The 15,788-nt window shown below is 55.0% G+C and carries 17 protein-coding genes; 15 read left to right on the forward strand and 2 right to left on the reverse strand.

The features are described from left to right. The first annotated feature begins 5 nt into the window (after positions 1 to 5). Together ABFI50_RS04080 and ABFI50_RS04085 are read left to right on the forward strand one after the other, a co-directional pair. Positions 6 to 527, forward strand: a complete 522-nt coding sequence (locus ABFI50_RS04080) for a rhodanese family protein (protein WP_014884954.1) — start codon at positions 6 to 8, stop codon at positions 525 to 527. 79 nt (positions 528 to 606) lie between these two features. Next, positions 607 to 786 carry a hypothetical protein gene (locus ABFI50_RS04085; RefSeq protein ID WP_047343679.1) on the forward strand — a complete coding sequence of 60 codons (180 nt, stop codon included), beginning with the start codon at positions 607 to 609 and terminating at the stop codon, positions 784 to 786. 38 nt (positions 787 to 824) lie between these two features. Here ABFI50_RS04085 and stpA read toward each other — a convergent pair whose 3' ends face one another. Further along, on the reverse strand, positions 825 to 1,229 hold the full coding sequence (gene stpA / locus ABFI50_RS04090; protein WP_014884956.1) for a DNA-binding protein StpA: 405 nt from the start codon (positions 1,227 to 1,229) through the stop codon (positions 825 to 827). Between the two features lie 495 nt (positions 1,230 to 1,724). On the opposite strand from stpA, the gene alaE reads away from it, so the two are divergent. Beyond that, entirely contained in the window at positions 1,725 to 2,174 is a 450-nt protein-coding gene (gene alaE, locus ABFI50_RS04095; RefSeq protein WP_023331140.1) for an L-alanine exporter AlaE, read from the forward strand. Positions 2,175 to 2,206: 32 nt separating this feature from the next. Here the strand turns inward: alaE and ABFI50_RS04100 are convergent, their stop codons facing one another. Beyond that, positions 2,207 to 2,551, reverse strand: a complete 345-nt coding sequence (locus ABFI50_RS04100) for a DUF2002 family protein (RefSeq protein WP_006811693.1) — start codon at positions 2,549 to 2,551, stop codon at positions 2,207 to 2,209. Positions 2,552 to 2,711: 160 nt separating this feature from the next. Between ABFI50_RS04100 and ABFI50_RS04105 the strand changes: the two genes are divergently transcribed. From ABFI50_RS04105 to emrB, 12 genes are all read left to right on the forward strand, one after another. After that, a complete protein-coding gene (locus ABFI50_RS04105; RefSeq protein ID WP_023308924.1) occupies positions 2,712 to 3,038 on the forward strand; it encodes a DUF883 domain-containing protein in 327 nt (108 codons plus the stop codon). A 246-nt stretch (positions 3,039 to 3,284) separates the two neighbouring features. Further along, complete coding sequence (nrdH, locus tag ABFI50_RS04110) at positions 3,285 to 3,524, forward strand: glutaredoxin-like protein NrdH (protein WP_014884959.1); 240 nt, start codon at positions 3,285 to 3,287, stop codon at positions 3,522 to 3,524. Continuing rightward, on the forward strand, positions 3,521 to 3,931 hold the full coding sequence (nrdI, locus tag ABFI50_RS04115; RefSeq protein ID WP_014884960.1) for a class Ib ribonucleoside-diphosphate reductase assembly flavoprotein NrdI: 411 nt from the start codon (positions 3,521 to 3,523) through the stop codon (positions 3,929 to 3,931). Before nrdH ends, nrdI begins: the two co-directional genes overlap by 4 nt. After that, a complete protein-coding gene (nrdE, locus tag ABFI50_RS04120; protein WP_347485430.1) occupies positions 3,904 to 6,048 on the forward strand; it encodes a class 1b ribonucleoside-diphosphate reductase subunit alpha in 2,145 nt (714 codons plus the stop codon). Before nrdI ends, nrdE begins: the two co-directional genes overlap by 28 nt. 9 nt (positions 6,049 to 6,057) lie before the next feature. Further along, on the forward strand, positions 6,058 to 7,017 hold the full coding sequence (gene nrdF, locus ABFI50_RS04125) for a class 1b ribonucleoside-diphosphate reductase subunit beta (RefSeq protein WP_347485432.1): 960 nt from the start codon (positions 6,058 to 6,060) through the stop codon (positions 7,015 to 7,017). A 333-nt stretch (positions 7,018 to 7,350) separates the two neighbouring features. Next, on the forward strand, positions 7,351 to 8,562 hold the full coding sequence (gene proV, locus ABFI50_RS04130; protein WP_014884963.1) for a glycine betaine/L-proline ABC transporter ATP-binding protein ProV: 1,212 nt from the start codon (positions 7,351 to 7,353) through the stop codon (positions 8,560 to 8,562). After that, on the forward strand, positions 8,546 to 9,616 hold the full coding sequence (gene proW, locus ABFI50_RS04135; RefSeq protein WP_045134075.1) for a glycine betaine/L-proline ABC transporter permease ProW: 1,071 nt from the start codon (positions 8,546 to 8,548) through the stop codon (positions 9,614 to 9,616). The genes proV and proW overlap by 17 nt, the downstream gene beginning before the upstream one ends. 9 nt (positions 9,617 to 9,625) lie before the next feature. Beyond that, a complete protein-coding gene (proX, locus tag ABFI50_RS04140; protein ID WP_023331143.1) occupies positions 9,626 to 10,621 on the forward strand; it encodes a glycine betaine/L-proline ABC transporter substrate-binding protein ProX in 996 nt (331 codons plus the stop codon). A gap of 187 nt (positions 10,622 to 10,808) precedes the next feature. Continuing rightward, positions 10,809 to 11,993: an MFS transporter gene (locus ABFI50_RS04145; RefSeq protein WP_014884966.1), complete on the forward strand. Its 1,185-nt coding sequence runs from the start codon at positions 10,809 to 10,811 to the stop codon at positions 11,991 to 11,993. Positions 11,994 to 12,307: 314 nt separating this feature from the next. Then, positions 12,308 to 12,838, forward strand: a complete 531-nt coding sequence (gene mprA / locus ABFI50_RS04150) for a transcriptional repressor MprA (RefSeq protein ID WP_014884967.1) — start codon at positions 12,308 to 12,310, stop codon at positions 12,836 to 12,838. Positions 12,839 to 12,964: 126 nt separating this feature from the next. Continuing rightward, complete coding sequence (emrA, locus tag ABFI50_RS04155) at positions 12,965 to 14,137, forward strand: multidrug efflux MFS transporter periplasmic adaptor subunit EmrA (protein WP_014884968.1); 1,173 nt, start codon at positions 12,965 to 12,967, stop codon at positions 14,135 to 14,137. A gap of 16 nt (positions 14,138 to 14,153) precedes the next feature. After that, the gene (emrB, locus tag ABFI50_RS04160; protein WP_014884969.1) at positions 14,154 to 15,701 is read left to right on the forward strand and encodes a multidrug efflux MFS transporter permease subunit EmrB; all 1,548 of its coding nucleotides are present in this window, start codon (positions 14,154 to 14,156) and stop codon (positions 15,699 to 15,701) included. The last annotated feature ends 87 nt before the right edge of the window (positions 15,702 to 15,788 follow it).

A 15,788-nucleotide genomic window follows, 5' to 3' on the forward strand; every position in this document is an offset into this window, starting at 1 on the left:
TCGCCATGTCACTTCCGCTGATTACACCGCAACAGGCCAAAGCCCGCGTGGCCGAGGGCGCCAGACTCATAGATATTCGTGATACCGACGAATATGCCCGCGAGCATATTTCCGGGGCAGAGTCAGTACCGCTAGCCACCTTACCCGGCGGACTTAACGCACGGGCGGGTGAAATAGTGCTTTTTCACTGCCAGTCCGGTGCCAGGACGTCCGGGAATGCTGACCGCCTGGCCCAGGCGGCGTCACCCGCTCAGGCATTTGTGGTCGAGGGGGGCATTCAGGGCTGGAAGCAGGCCGGGCTGCTGACCGTTGAAGATAAATCCCAGCCTCTCCCGCTGATGCGTCAGGTGCAAATCGCGGCCGGGCTGTTGATTCTCTGCGGCGTGGTGCTGGGCTATAGCGTCTCCAGCGGTTTTTTCCTGCTCAGCGGTTTTGTGGGCGCCGGGCTGCTGTTCGCCGGTGTAACGGGATTTTGCGGTATGGCGAGACTGCTCAAGGTGATGCCATGGAACCGGCGTACCTCATAAGCAGTAATCTGTGAAAGTCACTGTACCCGGCGTCATACGTGGGCTAAGGTGAAGATCGCTTAAACGATGAGGAGGTAATATGTTTTCTGTCGGTGATTATGTGCAACCGCGTAAAGGCGGCCCGAAGCTGAAAGTGCTCGAAGTGAATGGTGAAAGCGTTGTGGCGGTTCAGGCCAGTAATGAACAAGGCGAAAAATATACCCTGAAAGCGGCCGATCTGGCGCCGTATACTGAAGAAGGTGATTTTGGCGTCTGCTGAACAGACAACCGGGCGGCGATTACCGCCCGGCTTACGCATTAGATCAGAAAATCATCCAGCGATTTACCCTCTGCCAGCGCGCTGGCAATAGGCTTCGGCGTGCGGCCCTGGCCGGTCCACGTTTTCTCTTCACCGTTCTGATCAATAAAGCGATATTTCGCTTCACGCGGTTTACGCTTTTTAGTCGGTTTACCCGTCTGCGCCAGCTCGGAACCCAGCAGATCGGTCGGTGAAATACCATCGGCTTTCATCAGCTCCAGCAGGGCATTAATTTTCTCCTGCTGCTCAGCACGCTGCTGCTCTAATTCCGCCAGCTCACTGCGTTTCTCTTCAGTAACGACCCTGACCTTTTCCAGCATTTCCTCAAGAACGTCCAGGGATAATTCACGCGCCATCGCGCGCAGGGTTCGGATATTATTAAGATTCTGTAACGTCAAAGACATATTATTTGAAAACCTTTTCTTTGGGGTAAATAGATAAATCACCCACAGAATAATTCATTTCGGCCAGAATATCTACCCAAGGGTCCGCAGGGGCATCAGTGTAAATATATTTAAATATTAACGTTAATAATAACGCAGGATGCCGGCGAGCCTGGTGCGAATCTAATCACCACATCAATATAAATGGTCAACTTTAATTCAAATTACAGCATACTGCGCCGCCATCCAGACAAGGATGACTCACCCTGGCCGCCTCGAAAATCAAGCCTTTGTTTTTTATGAAAAAGAACCTTAACAAGACAGATTATAACGAGCAGAACAAAAAACACTCAATTTTAGAGAATTTTGTGGACAAAAGGCGATTAAATAAAAATTAATCACTAGTTGTTAGTTCAAACACAGAGAGATACGCTATACACGTCAAACAAAGCAACCTAAAGCACTAATCGCCGAAGGGAAATCGTTTCCACTGTGTTCTTCTCAAGGAGTTCAGACATGTTCTCGCCGCAATCTCGCCTGCGCCACGCTGTGGCGGATACTTTTGCGATGGTTGTTTACTGTTCCGTCGTGAACATGCTGATTGAAATATTCCTCTCAGGAATGACCTTTGAGCAGTCACTTTCTTCGCGTCTGGTGGCCATCCCGGTCAACATTATTATCGCATGGCCATACGGGTTATACCGCGATGCGGTCATGCGTTTCGCCCGTCGTATCAGCCCCGCAGGCTGGGTAAAAAACCTGGCGGACGTGCTGGCTTATGTGACGTTCCAGTCTCCGGTATATGTGGCTATTCTGTTAACCGTGGGCGCAGACTGGCACCAGATCGTCGCGGCGGTCAGTTCGAATATCGTTATTTCGATGTTGATGGGCGCCGTATACGGCTATTTCCTCGACTACTGCCGCCGTCTGTTCAAAGTCAGTCAGTACAGCCAGGCGAAAGCGTGATGTGAAGCGACTGGCGAATGCCAGTCGCCAGTTTACTGTACGTCGCCAAACAGTCCCTTCAGAAACCGCTCCAGCGCCATGCGCGAACTGAAGCCATGCGGAATACCATAATGCTCATGCGTTTCTCCGCCTAAATAGAGCGGGAATTGCTGATAATGATCGCAGGTTTTAATATCCGAGGCAGGCTCAGCAAATGACAGACTTCTGTCTTTCAGCGTCGGGTGAATAATGAGAGCAGTACGTCCCATTCTGGCTTCACGATTAACATACACATAATTCTCACCGCGGCGATATCCATACGCTTTTGACGTCACCTCATCCATGGTGAATCCCTCTTTTTCAAGAACGCGTGCCACCTCGTCAGGTCGTAAATACATATCTTTTCCTCGTTATCTTTTCCTGCCCGGCAACCTTACAGTATTCAGCATTAGCAGGGCTTTCAGAATAGTCCATAAACTGCCGGATAACGCGTGACGCGCTTCAGATATTAAATTTCTGAACTAAACTGATCGGGAACGCAAATTTACGGAGGATCGTATGTTTAACAGACCGAACCGAAACGATATTAACGACGACGCGCAGGATATTCGTAATGATGTCAGCCAATTAGCGGACACGCTGGAAGAGGTGCTGAAGTCCTGGGGATCTGACGCGAAGGACGAAGCGGATGCCGCAAAACGTAAGGCTCAGTCTCTGCTCCGTGAAACCCGCGCCAGAATGAACGGACGTTCACGCGCCACGCAGGCTGCCTGCGACATGGCAAGCTGTGCAACGACCTTCGTACGTGAAAAGCCACTGTGTACGCTGGGAACGGTCGCAGCGGTCGGCATCTTTGTCGGCGCCCTGCTCAGCCTGCGAAAATAAGTGCGGCTTCTCATCAGCCCCGGTGGCCTCAGGCGCCGGGGCTTTTCTTTGCCTTATCCTTTGAAAAACCCGTGCAGCCCGCCCTGCCCCGCTGAGCTCATCACCAGGGCAACATCAATCTGAATTTCCCATATCTTGTATGGTTGAAACTTAAGATAACTACATCTAGTATCCCCTTTAGCAAGACACACACAACCTGACGCGATGACTCGCGCCGCTCTCTCATTTTAAATGGAAATACGAATCATGAGCATTATTATTTACACTCGTAACAATTGTGTTCAGTGCCACGCCACCAAACGGGCGATGGAAAGCCGTGGAATGGTTTTTGAGATGGTGAATATCGACCAGCAGCCTGAGGCCGCTGAGACCCTTCGGGCGCAGGGATTCCGTCAGCTCCCGGTGGTCATTGCCGGTGAAACCCGGTGGTCCGGCTTTCGCCCGGACATGATTAACCGTCTGAGCGCCCAGGCCGCCAGCGCATGAGTGGGCTGGTCTACTTCTCCAGCAGCTCGGAAAACACGCTTCGCTTTATCGAGCGCGTCGGGCTGCCTGCGGTGCGTATTCCGCTTAATGAGCGGGAACGTATTCAGGTAGACGAACCTTACATTCTGGTGGTGCCCAGCTATGGCGGTGGCGGTACGGCAGGCGCCGTGCCTCGCCAGGTGATCCGCTTTCTTAACGATCCGCATAACCGCAGGCTTATCCGTGGCGTGATCGCGGCAGGCAATCGTAATTTCGGCGATGCCTTTGGCCGCGCCGGGGATGTCATCTCTCAAAAATGCGGCGTGCCGTATCTCTATCGCTTCGAACTGATGGGGACACAGCAGGACGTAGAAAATGTGCGAAAAGGAGTGAACGAATTTTGGCAACGACAACCGCAGAACGGATAATCCAGGCAACACCTGATTACCACGCATTAAACGCAATGCTTAACCTCTATGATCGGGAGGGGCGCATTCAGTTTGGCAAAGATCATGAGGCGGTGGAGGCCTTTTTCGCCGCCCACGTCCGTCCAAACAGCGTCGTTTTTGGCAGCCAGCAGGAACGCCTCGACTTTCTGGTTAAAGAGGGCTATTACGAGGAGCGCGTGTTGACCCGCTACGACCGCGCCTTCGTGGTGAAGCTTTTCGAGCGCGCGCATGCGAGCGGTTTTCATTTCCAGACCTTCCTCGGCGCGTGGAAGTATTACACCAGCTACACCCTGAAAACCTTCGACGGTAAACGCTACCTGGAGCATTTTGAAGATCGCGTCGTGATGGTTGCGCTGACCCTTGCCCAGGGCGATGAAGCGTTGGCTGAACGGCTGATGGAGGAGATCCTCGCCGGGCGCTTCCAGCCCGCTACGCCAACGTTTCTCAACTGCGGTAAGGCCCAGCGCGGCGAGCTGGTCTCCTGCTTCCTGCTGCGCATCGAAGACAATATGGAGTCGATTGGCCGTGCGGTAAACTCGGCGCTTCAGCTTTCCAAACGCGGCGGCGGCGTGGCGTTTCTGCTCTCGAACCTGCGTGAAGCGGGCGCGCCGATCAAACGCATTGAAAACCAGTCTTCCGGCGTGATCCCGGTGATGAAGATGCTGGAAGATGCATTCTCCTACGCCAACCAGCTTGGCGCACGCCAGGGCGCCGGGGCGGTTTACCTGCACGCGCATCATCCCGATATTCTGCGTTTTCTGGATACCAAACGCGAAAATGCCGACGAAAAAATCCGTATCAAAACCCTGTCGCTGGGGGTGGTGATCCCGGATATCACCTTTAAACTGGCCAAAGAGAATGCCGAGATGGCGCTCTTTTCGCCGTATGACGTTGAGCGTATTTACGGCAAACCCTTTGGCGACGTAGCCATCAGCGAGCGCTACGAGGAGCTGGTAGCCGACGAGCGCATCCGCAAAAAAACCATCAACGCCCGCGATTTCTTCCAGACGCTGGCAGAAATCCAGTTTGAGTCTGGCTATCCGTACATCATGTACGAGGATACGGTAAACCGCGCGAACCCGATTGCCGGACGCATCAACATGAGCAACCTGTGCTCGGAGATTTTGCAGGTCAACAGCGCGTCAACATACGACGAGAACCTGGACTACGCGGCTATCGGCAAGGATATCTCCTGTAACCTCGGGTCGCTGAATATCGCCCACACCATGGATTCCCCTGACGTCGGCCGCACGGTGGAGACGGCCATTCGCGGACTGACGGCGGTATCGGACATGAGCCACATCCGCAGCGTGCCCTCCATTGAAGCGGGTAACGCCGCGTCGCACGCTATCGGCCTGGGGCAGATGAACCTTCACGGCTACCTGGCACGCGAAGGCATCGCCTACGGCAGTCCGGAAGGGCTGGATTTTACTAACCTCTATTTCTATACCATCACCTGGCATGCGCTGCACACCTCAATGATGCTGGCGCGCGAGCGCAACCAGCGGTTCGCGGGATTTGAACAGTCGCGCTACGCCAGCGGGGAATATTTTAACCAGTATCTTGAAGGCGAGTGGCAGCCGAAAACTGCAAAAGTGCGCGATCTCTTTGCCCGCGCGGGGATAACCCTGCCGACGCGCGAGATGTGGCAGCAGCTGCGTGATGACGTGATGCGCCACGGTATCTATAACCAGAACCTCCAGGCCGTGCCGCCGACCGGGTCTATCTCGTATATCAACCATGCCACGTCGAGCATTCATCCGATTGTGTCGAAAATTGAAATTCGCAAGGAAGGCAAGACCGGACGCGTTTACTACCCTGCCCCGTTTATGACCAACGACAACCTGACGCTGTATCAGGATGCGTATGAAATCGGCCCGGAAAAAATCATCGATACCTACGCCGAAGCGACAAAACACGTGGATCAGGGGCTGTCGCTGACGCTCTTCTTCCCGGATACCGCCACCACGCGGGATATCAACAAAGCGCAGATCTACGCCTGGAAGAAAGGCATCAAAACGCTTTACTACATTCGCCTGCGCCAGCTTGCGCTGGAAGGCACCGAAATCGAAGGCTGCGTGTCCTGCGCGCTGTAAGGAGAAAGGATGAAACTGTCACGCGTGAATGCCGTTAACTGGAACAAAATCCAGGACGATAAAGATCTGGAGGTATGGAACCGCCTGACCAGCAACTTCTGGCTGCCGGAAAAAGTCCCGCTCTCCAATGATATTCCGGCCTGGCAAACCCTGAGCCACGCCGAGCAACAATTGACGATCCGCGTCTTTACCGGCCTGACGCTCCTGGACACCATCCAGAACACCGTTGGTGCCCCGGCGTTGATGGCTGACGCGCTGACGCCGCATGAAGAGGCGGTGATGTCGAACATCAGCTTTATGGAGGCGGTGCACGCCCGCTCTTACAGCTCGATTTTTTCCACGCTGTGCCAGACCAAAGACGTGGATGCGGCTTACGCCTGGAGTGAAGAGAGCGCGTCATTGCAGCGTAAGGCTGCGCTGGTGCTTGAGTATTATCGGGCCGACGAGCCGCTGAAAAAGAAGGTCGCCAGCGTGTTTCTGGAATCCTTCCTCTTCTACTCCGGCTTCTGGCTGCCAATGTACTGGTCGAGCCGGGGCAAGCTCACCAACACCGCCGACCTGATTCGGCTCATCATTCGGGATGAAGCGGTGCACGGGTATTACATCGGCTATAAATACCAGAAAGGTCTGGAGAAAATCAGTACGGAAAAACGCGATGAACTAAAAGGGTTTGCGCTCGATTTGCTGATGGATCTGTACGATAACGAGCTGAGCTATACCGAAGAGCTATACGCCGGAACGGGCTGGGAAGAAGACGTCAAAGCGTTCCTCTGCTACAACGCCAACAAGGCGCTGATGAACCTTGGTTACGAGGCGCTGTTTCCGCCGGAGATGGCGGAAGTGAACCCGGCCATTCTGGCGGCGCTGTCGCCTAATGCCGACGAAAACCACGATTTCTTCTCCGGGTCCGGTTCATCGTATGTGATGGGCAAAGCGGTGGTGACGAAAGACGAAGACTGGGATTTTTAATGAGTGAATTAACGTTCATTAATTAAATATAAATCCCTTAATTTCTACCAGAATATTTCCCTGGGAACTACACTGTAATTCCTCCGTCATATTCGCCTGAATCACACCGATTCAGGCGAAATTCCCCGATGCAGCAGCAAAAATTTAAGAAAAACTCAAATGACGCTCAGCCCTTTACTCATGGGAAATTCAGCCGTTTCGCTTACCTGAAAATCCCCGTCATAAGCAAACGCAGGGTTGTCTCAGATTCTCAGTATGTTAGGGTTATGCCCGTTAACAATTTACCATGGTAATCATATTGGCATAAACAAATAACAGGACACTCTCTATTGCATGGCAATTAAATTAGAAGTGAAAAATCTTTATAAAGTATTTGGCGAGCATCCACAGCGCGCATTCAAATATATTGAAAAAGGCCTTACGAAAGAGCAAATTCTGGAAAAAACCGGGCTATCGCTTGGCGTTAAAGACGCCAGTCTGGCCATTGAAGAAGGCGAGATTTTTGTCATCATGGGGTTATCCGGTTCGGGTAAATCCACTATGGTTCGCCTTCTCAATCGCCTGATTGAACCCACCCGCGGACAGGTGCTGATTGACGGCGTGGATATCGCCAGAATATCAGACGCAGAGCTCCGCGAGGTGCGCAGAAAGAAGATTGCAATGGTGTTCCAGTCATTCGCGCTAATGCCGCATATGACGGTGCTGGATAATGCCGCTTTCGGTATGGAATTAGCGGGCGTTGCTGCGCAAGAACGTCAGGAAAAAGCGCTTGATGCGCTGCGTCAGGTTGGGCTCGAAAATTATGCTCACGCCTACCCGGATGAACTTTCCGGCGGGATGCGTCAGCGTGTGGGTTTAGCCCGCGCATTAGCCATTAATCCAGACATATTATTAATGGATGAAGCCTTCTCCGCGCTCGACCCGTTAATTCGCACCGAGATGCAGGATGAGCTGGTAAAATTACAGGCAAAACATCAGCGAACCATTGTCTTTATTTCCCATGATTTAGATGAAGCCATGCGTATTGGCGACCGAATTGCCATTATGCAAAATGGTGAGGTGGTGCAGGTCGGCACGCCGGATGAAATACTGAATAATCCGGCAAATGATTACGTGCGTACCTTCTTCCGTGGCGTGGATATTAGCCATGTGTTTAGCGCGAAAGATATTGCCCGTCGAACGCCAAACGGCATTATCCGTAAAACGCCAGGTTTTGGTCCACGCTCCGCGCTTAAGCTTCTGCAGGACGAAGACCGTGAATACGGTTATCTGGTTGAACGCGGCAATAAATTTGTCGGCATTGTCTCCATCGACTCCCTGAAAACCGCCCTTAGCGAAAATCAGGGAATCGATGCGGCGTTAATTGACGCTCCCCTTGCCGTGGACGCCGAAACGCCGCTCAGCGAGTTGCTCTCCCACGTCGGCCAGGCACCGTGTGCCGTTCCGGTCGTCGGGGAAGAACAACAGTACGTCGGCATCATCTCAAAACGCATGTTGCTGCAGGCTTTAGATCGCGAGGGAGCAAACAATGACCGATCAATCTAACCCGTGGGGCACCACTGAAGCAGCGGACAGCGCTGCGCAATCTGCCGATGCGTGGGGCTCCACGCCAGCACCTGCCGATGGCGGTGGCACGGCGGACTGGCTCAACAGCGCACCTGCGCCTGCGCCAGAACACTTCAACATTATGGATCCGTTCCATAAAACGCTGATCCCACTCGATAGCTGGGTCACGGAGGGGATCGACTGGGTAGTAACGCATTTTCGTCCGCTCTTTCAGGGGATCCGCGTCCCGGTGGATTACATCCTCAACGGCTTCCAGCAGCTGATGCTCGGTATGCCAGCGCCGGTCGCGATCGTTTTGTTCTCGCTGATCGCCTGGCAGTTCGGTAGCGCAGGAATGGGGATCGCCACGCTGATTTCGCTGATTGCCATTGGCGCCATTGGCGCCTGGTCGCAGGCGATGATCACCCTGGCACTGGTGCTGACCGCCCTGCTCTTCTGTATTGTCATCGGCCTGCCGATGGGGATCTGGCTGGCACGTAGCCCGCGGGCGGCGAAGATCATTCGTCCGCTGCTGGATGCGATGCAGACCACACCGGCATTCGTCTATCTGGTGCCTATCGTAATGCTGTTCGGTATCGGTAACGTGCCGGGCGTGGTGGTAACCATTATCTTCGCCCTGCCGCCGATTATTCGTCTGACCATCCTGGGCATTAACCAGGTGCCGGCCGATCTGATCGAAGCGTCACGCTCGTTTGGTGCCAGCCCGCGTCAGATGCTGTTTAAGGTTCAGCTCCCGCTGGCGATGCCGACCATCATGGCAGGCGTTAACCAGACGCTGATGCTGGCGCTGTCGATGGTGGTCATTGCCTCAATGATCGCCGTGGGCGGTCTGGGCCAGATGGTGCTGCGCGGTATTGGCCGTCTCGACATGGGGCTGGCTACCGTCGGCGGCGTGGGCATTGTGATCCTCGCCATTATTCTTGACCGCCTGACACAGGCTGTCGGTCGTGATTCACGCAGTCGCGGCAACCGTCGCTGGTATACCACCGGCCCTGTCGGGTTATTCACCCGCCCTTTCACGAAATCAAAATAAGGAACAACGATGCGACATAACGTACTTTTTGCCACAGCGTTTGCCACCCTTGTCTCCACCAGCACGTTTGCAGCTGACCTGCCGGGTAAAGGCATCACCGTGCAGCCGGTGCAGAGCACCATTTCGGAAGAGAGCTTCCAGACGCTCATCGTCAGCCGAGCCCTGGAAAAACTGGGCTACACGGTCAACACGCCGAGCGAAGTGGATTACAACGTGGGCTATACCTCGATTGCCTCCGGTGATGCCACCTTTACCGCGGTGAACTGGCAGCCGCTGCACGACGATATGTATGCCGCCGCCGGTGGCGACAAGAAATTCTATCGTGAAGGCACCTTCGTAACCGGTGCAGCGCAGGGTTATCTGATCGACAAGAAAACCGCCGATAAGTACCACATCACCAATATTGAACAGCTGAAAGATCCTAAGATCGCCAAACTGTTCGACACCAACGGTGACGGTAAAGCCGACATGATGGGTTGCTCACCGGGCTGGGGCTGTGAAGCGGTGATTAATCACCAGAACAAAGCCTATGACCTGGCGAAGACGGTTGATGTCAGCCACGGCAACTATTCGGCGATGATGGCCGACACCATTGCCCGCTTCAAAGAGGGTAAACCGGTGATCTACTACACCTGGACGCCGTACTGGGTGAGCGACGTGCTGAAGCCGGGTAAAGACGTGGTGTGGCTGCAGGTGCCATTCTCCTCCCTGCCGGGCGAGCAGAAGGATATTGACACCAAATTGCCGAACGGCATGAACTACGGCTTCCCGGTGAATACCATGCATATTGTGGCGAACAAAGCGTGGGCCGAGAAAAACCCGGCGGCAGCAAAATTGTTCTCGGTAATGAAACTGCCACTGGCGGATATCAATGCTCAGAACGCCATGATGCATGCGGGCAAATCGTCTGAAGCGGATGTCAAAGGTCACGTCGACGGCTGGATCAAAGCCCACCAGCAGCAGTTTGACGGCTGGGTGAAAGAGGCGCTTGCGGCGCAGAAGTAAAGCACAAAGCCTTACCCCTCACCCTAACCCTCTCCCCTTTGGGGAGAGGGCCGGGGTGAGGGGGCACCAGACCGCACGATCCCCCTAAACCGCACAATCCATCACCCAACAATCCCCCCACCTTAACAATCATTCGCTATTATGGTTTCCGGAAAAATAATCACTTAACGAACGATTCCTGAAACTCATGACAAAAACAACTCCAGGGCTTAGCCCCGCACTTATCCTTTTAATGTCCGTGGCAACGGGTCTGGCCGTCGCCAGCAACTATTACGCGCAACCCCTTCTCGACACCATCGCCCGCGCGTTCAACCTTTCTGCCAGTTCCGCTGGCTTCATCGTGACGGCAGCACAGCTCGGCTACGCCGCCGGGTTGCTGTTCCTAGTGCCGCTTGGCGATATGTTTGAACGCCGGATGCTGATTGTTTCGATGACGCTGCTGGCAGCAGGTGGCATGCTGATCACCGCCAGCAGCCAGTCGCTGACGATGATGATCGTCGGTACCGCGCTGACAGGGCTGTTCTCCGTCGTCGCGCAAATCCTGGTACCCCTCGCCGCGACGCTGGCCTCCCCGGACAAACGTGGCAAGGTAGTGGGCACCATCATGAGCGGCCTGCTGCTGGGGATTTTGCTGGCGCGTACCGTGGCAGGACTACTGGCAAGCCTCGGCGGCTGGCGCACCGTTTACTGGGTGGCGAGCGTGTTAATGGTGGTGATGGCGCTGGCGCTGTGGCGCGGCCTGCCGAAGGTGAAGCAAGAGAACCATCTTAACTATCCGCAGCTTCTGGCCTCCGTGTTCAGCCTGTTCACTCAGGATAAACTCCTGCGCACCCGCGCCCTGCTGGGATGTTTGACCTTCGCCAACTTCAGTATTCTCTGGACCTCAATGGCGTTTCTGCTCGCGGCACCGCCGTTTAACTATTCTGAAGGCGTCATTGGTCTGTTCGGCCTGGCCGGTGCTGCGGGAGCGCTGGGTGCGCGTCCGGCGGGTGGGCTGGCCGACAAAGGCAAATCACATTTGACCACCACCGCCGGGCTGGTTTTGCTCCTGCTCTCCTGGGCGGCGATCTGGTATGGACACGTCTCGGTGCTGGCGCTGATCGTCGGTATTCTGGTACTCGACCTCACCGTACAGGGTGTCCACATTACTAATCAGACCGTGATTTATCGCGTGAAACCCGAAGCGCGTAATCGCCTCACCGCCGGATACATGACCAGCTACTTCATTGGTGGTGCTGCCGGTTCATTAATTTCAGCGTCGGCGTGGCAGCATGCCGGCTGGTCGGGCGTGTGTGGGATTGGGGCCATCGTTGCCGCGCTCAACCTTCTTGTATGGTGGCGCGGCTACCATCGCCAGGAGGCGATTCACTAAGTTTTACATTGCTTTGGGCCTCTTAGGGTATAAAGGGGCCCTGCAGTCTGTTAATGTAAACGTAATCATTTATCCCAGAAATTTTAATGTGGGTGACATATCTACAATTGGCATGAATAGTTCAGACCCCCGTCCTCACATCCTCTCTTCTACGGGTTCACACCCTACTCTTTCTGTGCTCACCGGGTCACGGACTTACCCGGCGCTTTCTGACGGTGACATTCATTTGGCGGATATAACCGCACAAATAATTCATTTACATTATTTGTCACTGTCGTTACTATATCGGCTGTAATTAATGAGGTTATGCCCAAATGGATAGTTCGTTTACGCCCATTGAACAAATGCTTAAATTCCGCGCCAGTCGCCATGAGGACTTCCCGTATCAGGAAATCCTGCTGACTCGCCTGTGCATGCACATGCAGGGTAAGCTTCTGGAAAACCGTAATAAGATGCTGAAAGCTCAAGGGATTAACGAGACGTTGTTTATGGCGTTGATTACGCTGGAGTCTCAGGAAAACCACAGTATTCAGCCTTCTGAGCTGAGCTGCGCGCTGGGCTCTTCCCGTACCAATGCAACCCGTATTGCCGATGAGCTGGAAAAGCGCGGCTGGATTGAACGCCGTGAAAGCGACAACGATCGTCGTTGCCTGCATCTGCAACTGACCGACAAAGGTCACGAATTCCTGCGTGAGGTACTGCCACCTCAGCACAATTGCCTGCACAAACTCTGGTCTGCCCTCAGCACCGCCGAGCGCGACCAGCTTGAGCACATCACGCGCAAGCTGCTCACCCGTCTGGATCAGATGGATGAAGATGGCGCCATTCTTGAGGCGCTGCGCTAACGCGACGACACGCTCAACAATCCAGATTCATAAGAAAACCGACAGGCCAGCACGTCACACTGCTGGCCTTTCTGACAACAGGTCGGCTCAGCCGATGTGAAAATAAGAAGATCGTGGAGAACAACAATGAGCGCAAATGCGGAGAGCACTAACCCGCAGCAACCGGCCAACAAGAAAGGCAAACGTAAAAGTGCCCTTCTTCTGTTGACCTTGCTCTTTATTATTATTGCCGTGGCATATGGGATCTATTGGTTTTTAGTATTGCGTCATGCTGAAGAGACAGACGACGCCTACGTGGCAGGGAACCAGGTACAGATTATGGCGCAGGTGTCGGGCAGCGTGACGAAAGTCTGGGCTGACAATACCGACTTTGTGCAAAAAGGCGATGTGTTGGTCACCCTCGATCCGACTGACGCGCAGCAGGCATTTGAGAAAGCCCAGACCGCGCTGGCCTCCAGCGTTCGTCAGACCCGCCAGCTGATGATCAACAGTAAACAGCTACAGGCCAATATCGACGTGCAGAAAACTGCACTCGCCCAGGCGCAGAGCGACCTCAACCGCCGCGTACCGCTCGGCACCGCCAACCTGATTGGCCGTGAAGAGCTGCAACACGCCCGCGATGCCGTTGCCAGCGCTCAGGCGCAGCTGGATGTGGCGATTCAACAGTACAATGCCAACCAGGCAATGGTGCTGGGCACCAGCCTTGAAAACCAGCCCGCCGTGCAGCAGGCGGCGACTGAAGTGCGTAACGCATGGCTAGCCCTGCAGCGTACCAAAATCGTCAGCCCGATGACCGGCTATGTCTCCCGCCGTTCCGTTCAGCCTGGGGCGCAGATCAGCCCGACCACGCCGCTGATGGCGGTCGTTCCGGCAGACAATCTGTGGGTAGACGCTAACTTTAAAGAGACGCAACTTGCCCATATGCGTATCGGCCAGACCGCGACGGTTGTCAGCGACATCTACGGCGATGACGTGAAGTACACCGGGAAAGTGGTTGGCCTGGACATGGGTACCGGCAGCGCCTTCTCCCTGCTGCCTGCGCAGAACGCCACCGGTAACTGGATCAAAGTGGTTCAGCGTCTGCCTGTGCGTATTGAACTGGATGCAAAACAGCTGGCGGATCACCCGCTGCGTATCGGCCTCTCAACGCTTGTGACGGTTGATACCGCGAACCGCGACGGTCAGATCCTGGCAAGCCAGGTGCGTAGCAGCCCGGCTTATGAAAGTAACGCCCGTGAAATTAGCCTCGATCCGGTCAACAAGCTGATCGATGACATCGTGAAGGCAAACGCCGGTTAATCCGAAGGTGAGCGTTATGCAACAGCAAAAGCCGCAAAAACCGCTGGAAGGCGCGCAGCTGGTCATTATGACCATTGCGCTGTCGCTGGCGACATTCATGCAGGTGCTGGACTCCACCATCGCAAACGTGGCGATCCCGACCATCGCCGGTAACCTTGGCTCGTCGCTGAGCCAGGGGACCTGGGTCATTACCTCATTCGGGGTGGCAAACGCCATCTCCATTCCGATCACCGGCTGGCTGGCAAAGCGCGTCGGTGAGGTGAAGCTGTTCCTGTGGTCTACGGTGGCGTTTGTGCTGGCCTCCTGGGCATGCGGCATGTCAAACAGCCTGACAATGTTGATTTTCTTCCGCGTCATTCAGGGGATTGTCGCCGGGCCGCTGATCCCGCTTTCCCAGAGTTTGCTGCTGAGCAACTATCCCCCTGCGAAACGCTCCGTCGCGCTGGCGCTCTGGTCAATGACCGTGATCGTCGCGCCTATCTGCGGACCCATTCTCGGCGGATACATCAGCGATAACTATCACTGGGGCTGGATCTTCTTCATCAACGTACCGATTGGCGCCGTCGTGGTATTAATGACGCTGCAATCGCTGCGGGGACGAGAGACGCGCACCGAACAGCGGCGTATCGACAGCATCGGGCTGGCGCTGCTGATCCTGGGTATCGGTAGCCTGCAGATCATGCTCGACCGGGGTAAAGAGCTCGACTGGTTCAACTCGCAGGAGATCGTCATCCTGACCATTGTCGCGGTGGTGTCGCTCAGCTTCCTGATTGTCTGGGAGCTGACGGACGACAACCCGATAGTCGATCTCTCGCTGTTTAAGTCGCGAAACTTCACCATCGGCTGTCTGTGTATCAGCCTCGCCTATATGCTCTACTTCGGCGCGATTGTTCTGCTGCCACAGCTGTTGCAGGAGGTGTATGGCTATACCGCAACCTGGGCGGGGCTGGCGTCTGCACCTGTTGGAGTGATCCCGGTTCTGCTGTCGCCGATCATTGGCCGCTTCGCCCATAAGCTCGACATGCGTCGTCTGGTGACGTTCAGCTTCATCATGTACGCGGTGTGCTTCTACTGGCGTGCGTATACCTTCGAGCCAGGAATGGACTTTGGCGCCTCGGCGTGGCCGCAGTTTATTCAGGGCTTCGCGGTCGCGTGCTTCTTTATGCCGCTAACCACCATCACGCTCTCCGGCTTACCCCCTGAGCGTCTGGCGGCGGCGTCGAGCCTGTCGAACTTCACCCGAACGCTGGCGGGCTCCATCGGGACGTCGATCACCACCACCCTGTGGACGAACCGTGAATCGATGCACCATGCCCAGCTGACCGAAGCGGTGAATCCGTACAACCCGAATGCCCAGCAGATGTACAGCCAGCTGCAGGGCATGGGGATGACGGAGCAGCAGGCATCCGGCTGGATTGCCCAGCAGATCACCAGCCAGGGACTGATTATCTCGGCCAACGAGATTTTCTGGATTTCGGCAGGGATCTTCATCGTCCTGCTGGGGCTGGTGTGGTTTGCCAGACCACCGTTTGGTGCCGGTGGCGGGGGCGGTGGCGCGCACTAGTCCTCTGCGGCGGTTGCCGGGTGGCGGCTACGATAACCGGGCCGCCATCCGCAGGCCCGGTTGTCCAAAACGCGATAGCAATTGTCA

The sequence above is a fragment of the Enterobacter sp. HNDS-6 genome, assembly GCF_039850505.1.
In the GTDB taxonomy this organism is placed as follows: domain Bacteria; phylum Pseudomonadota; class Gammaproteobacteria; order Enterobacterales; family Enterobacteriaceae; genus Enterobacter; species Enterobacter kobei.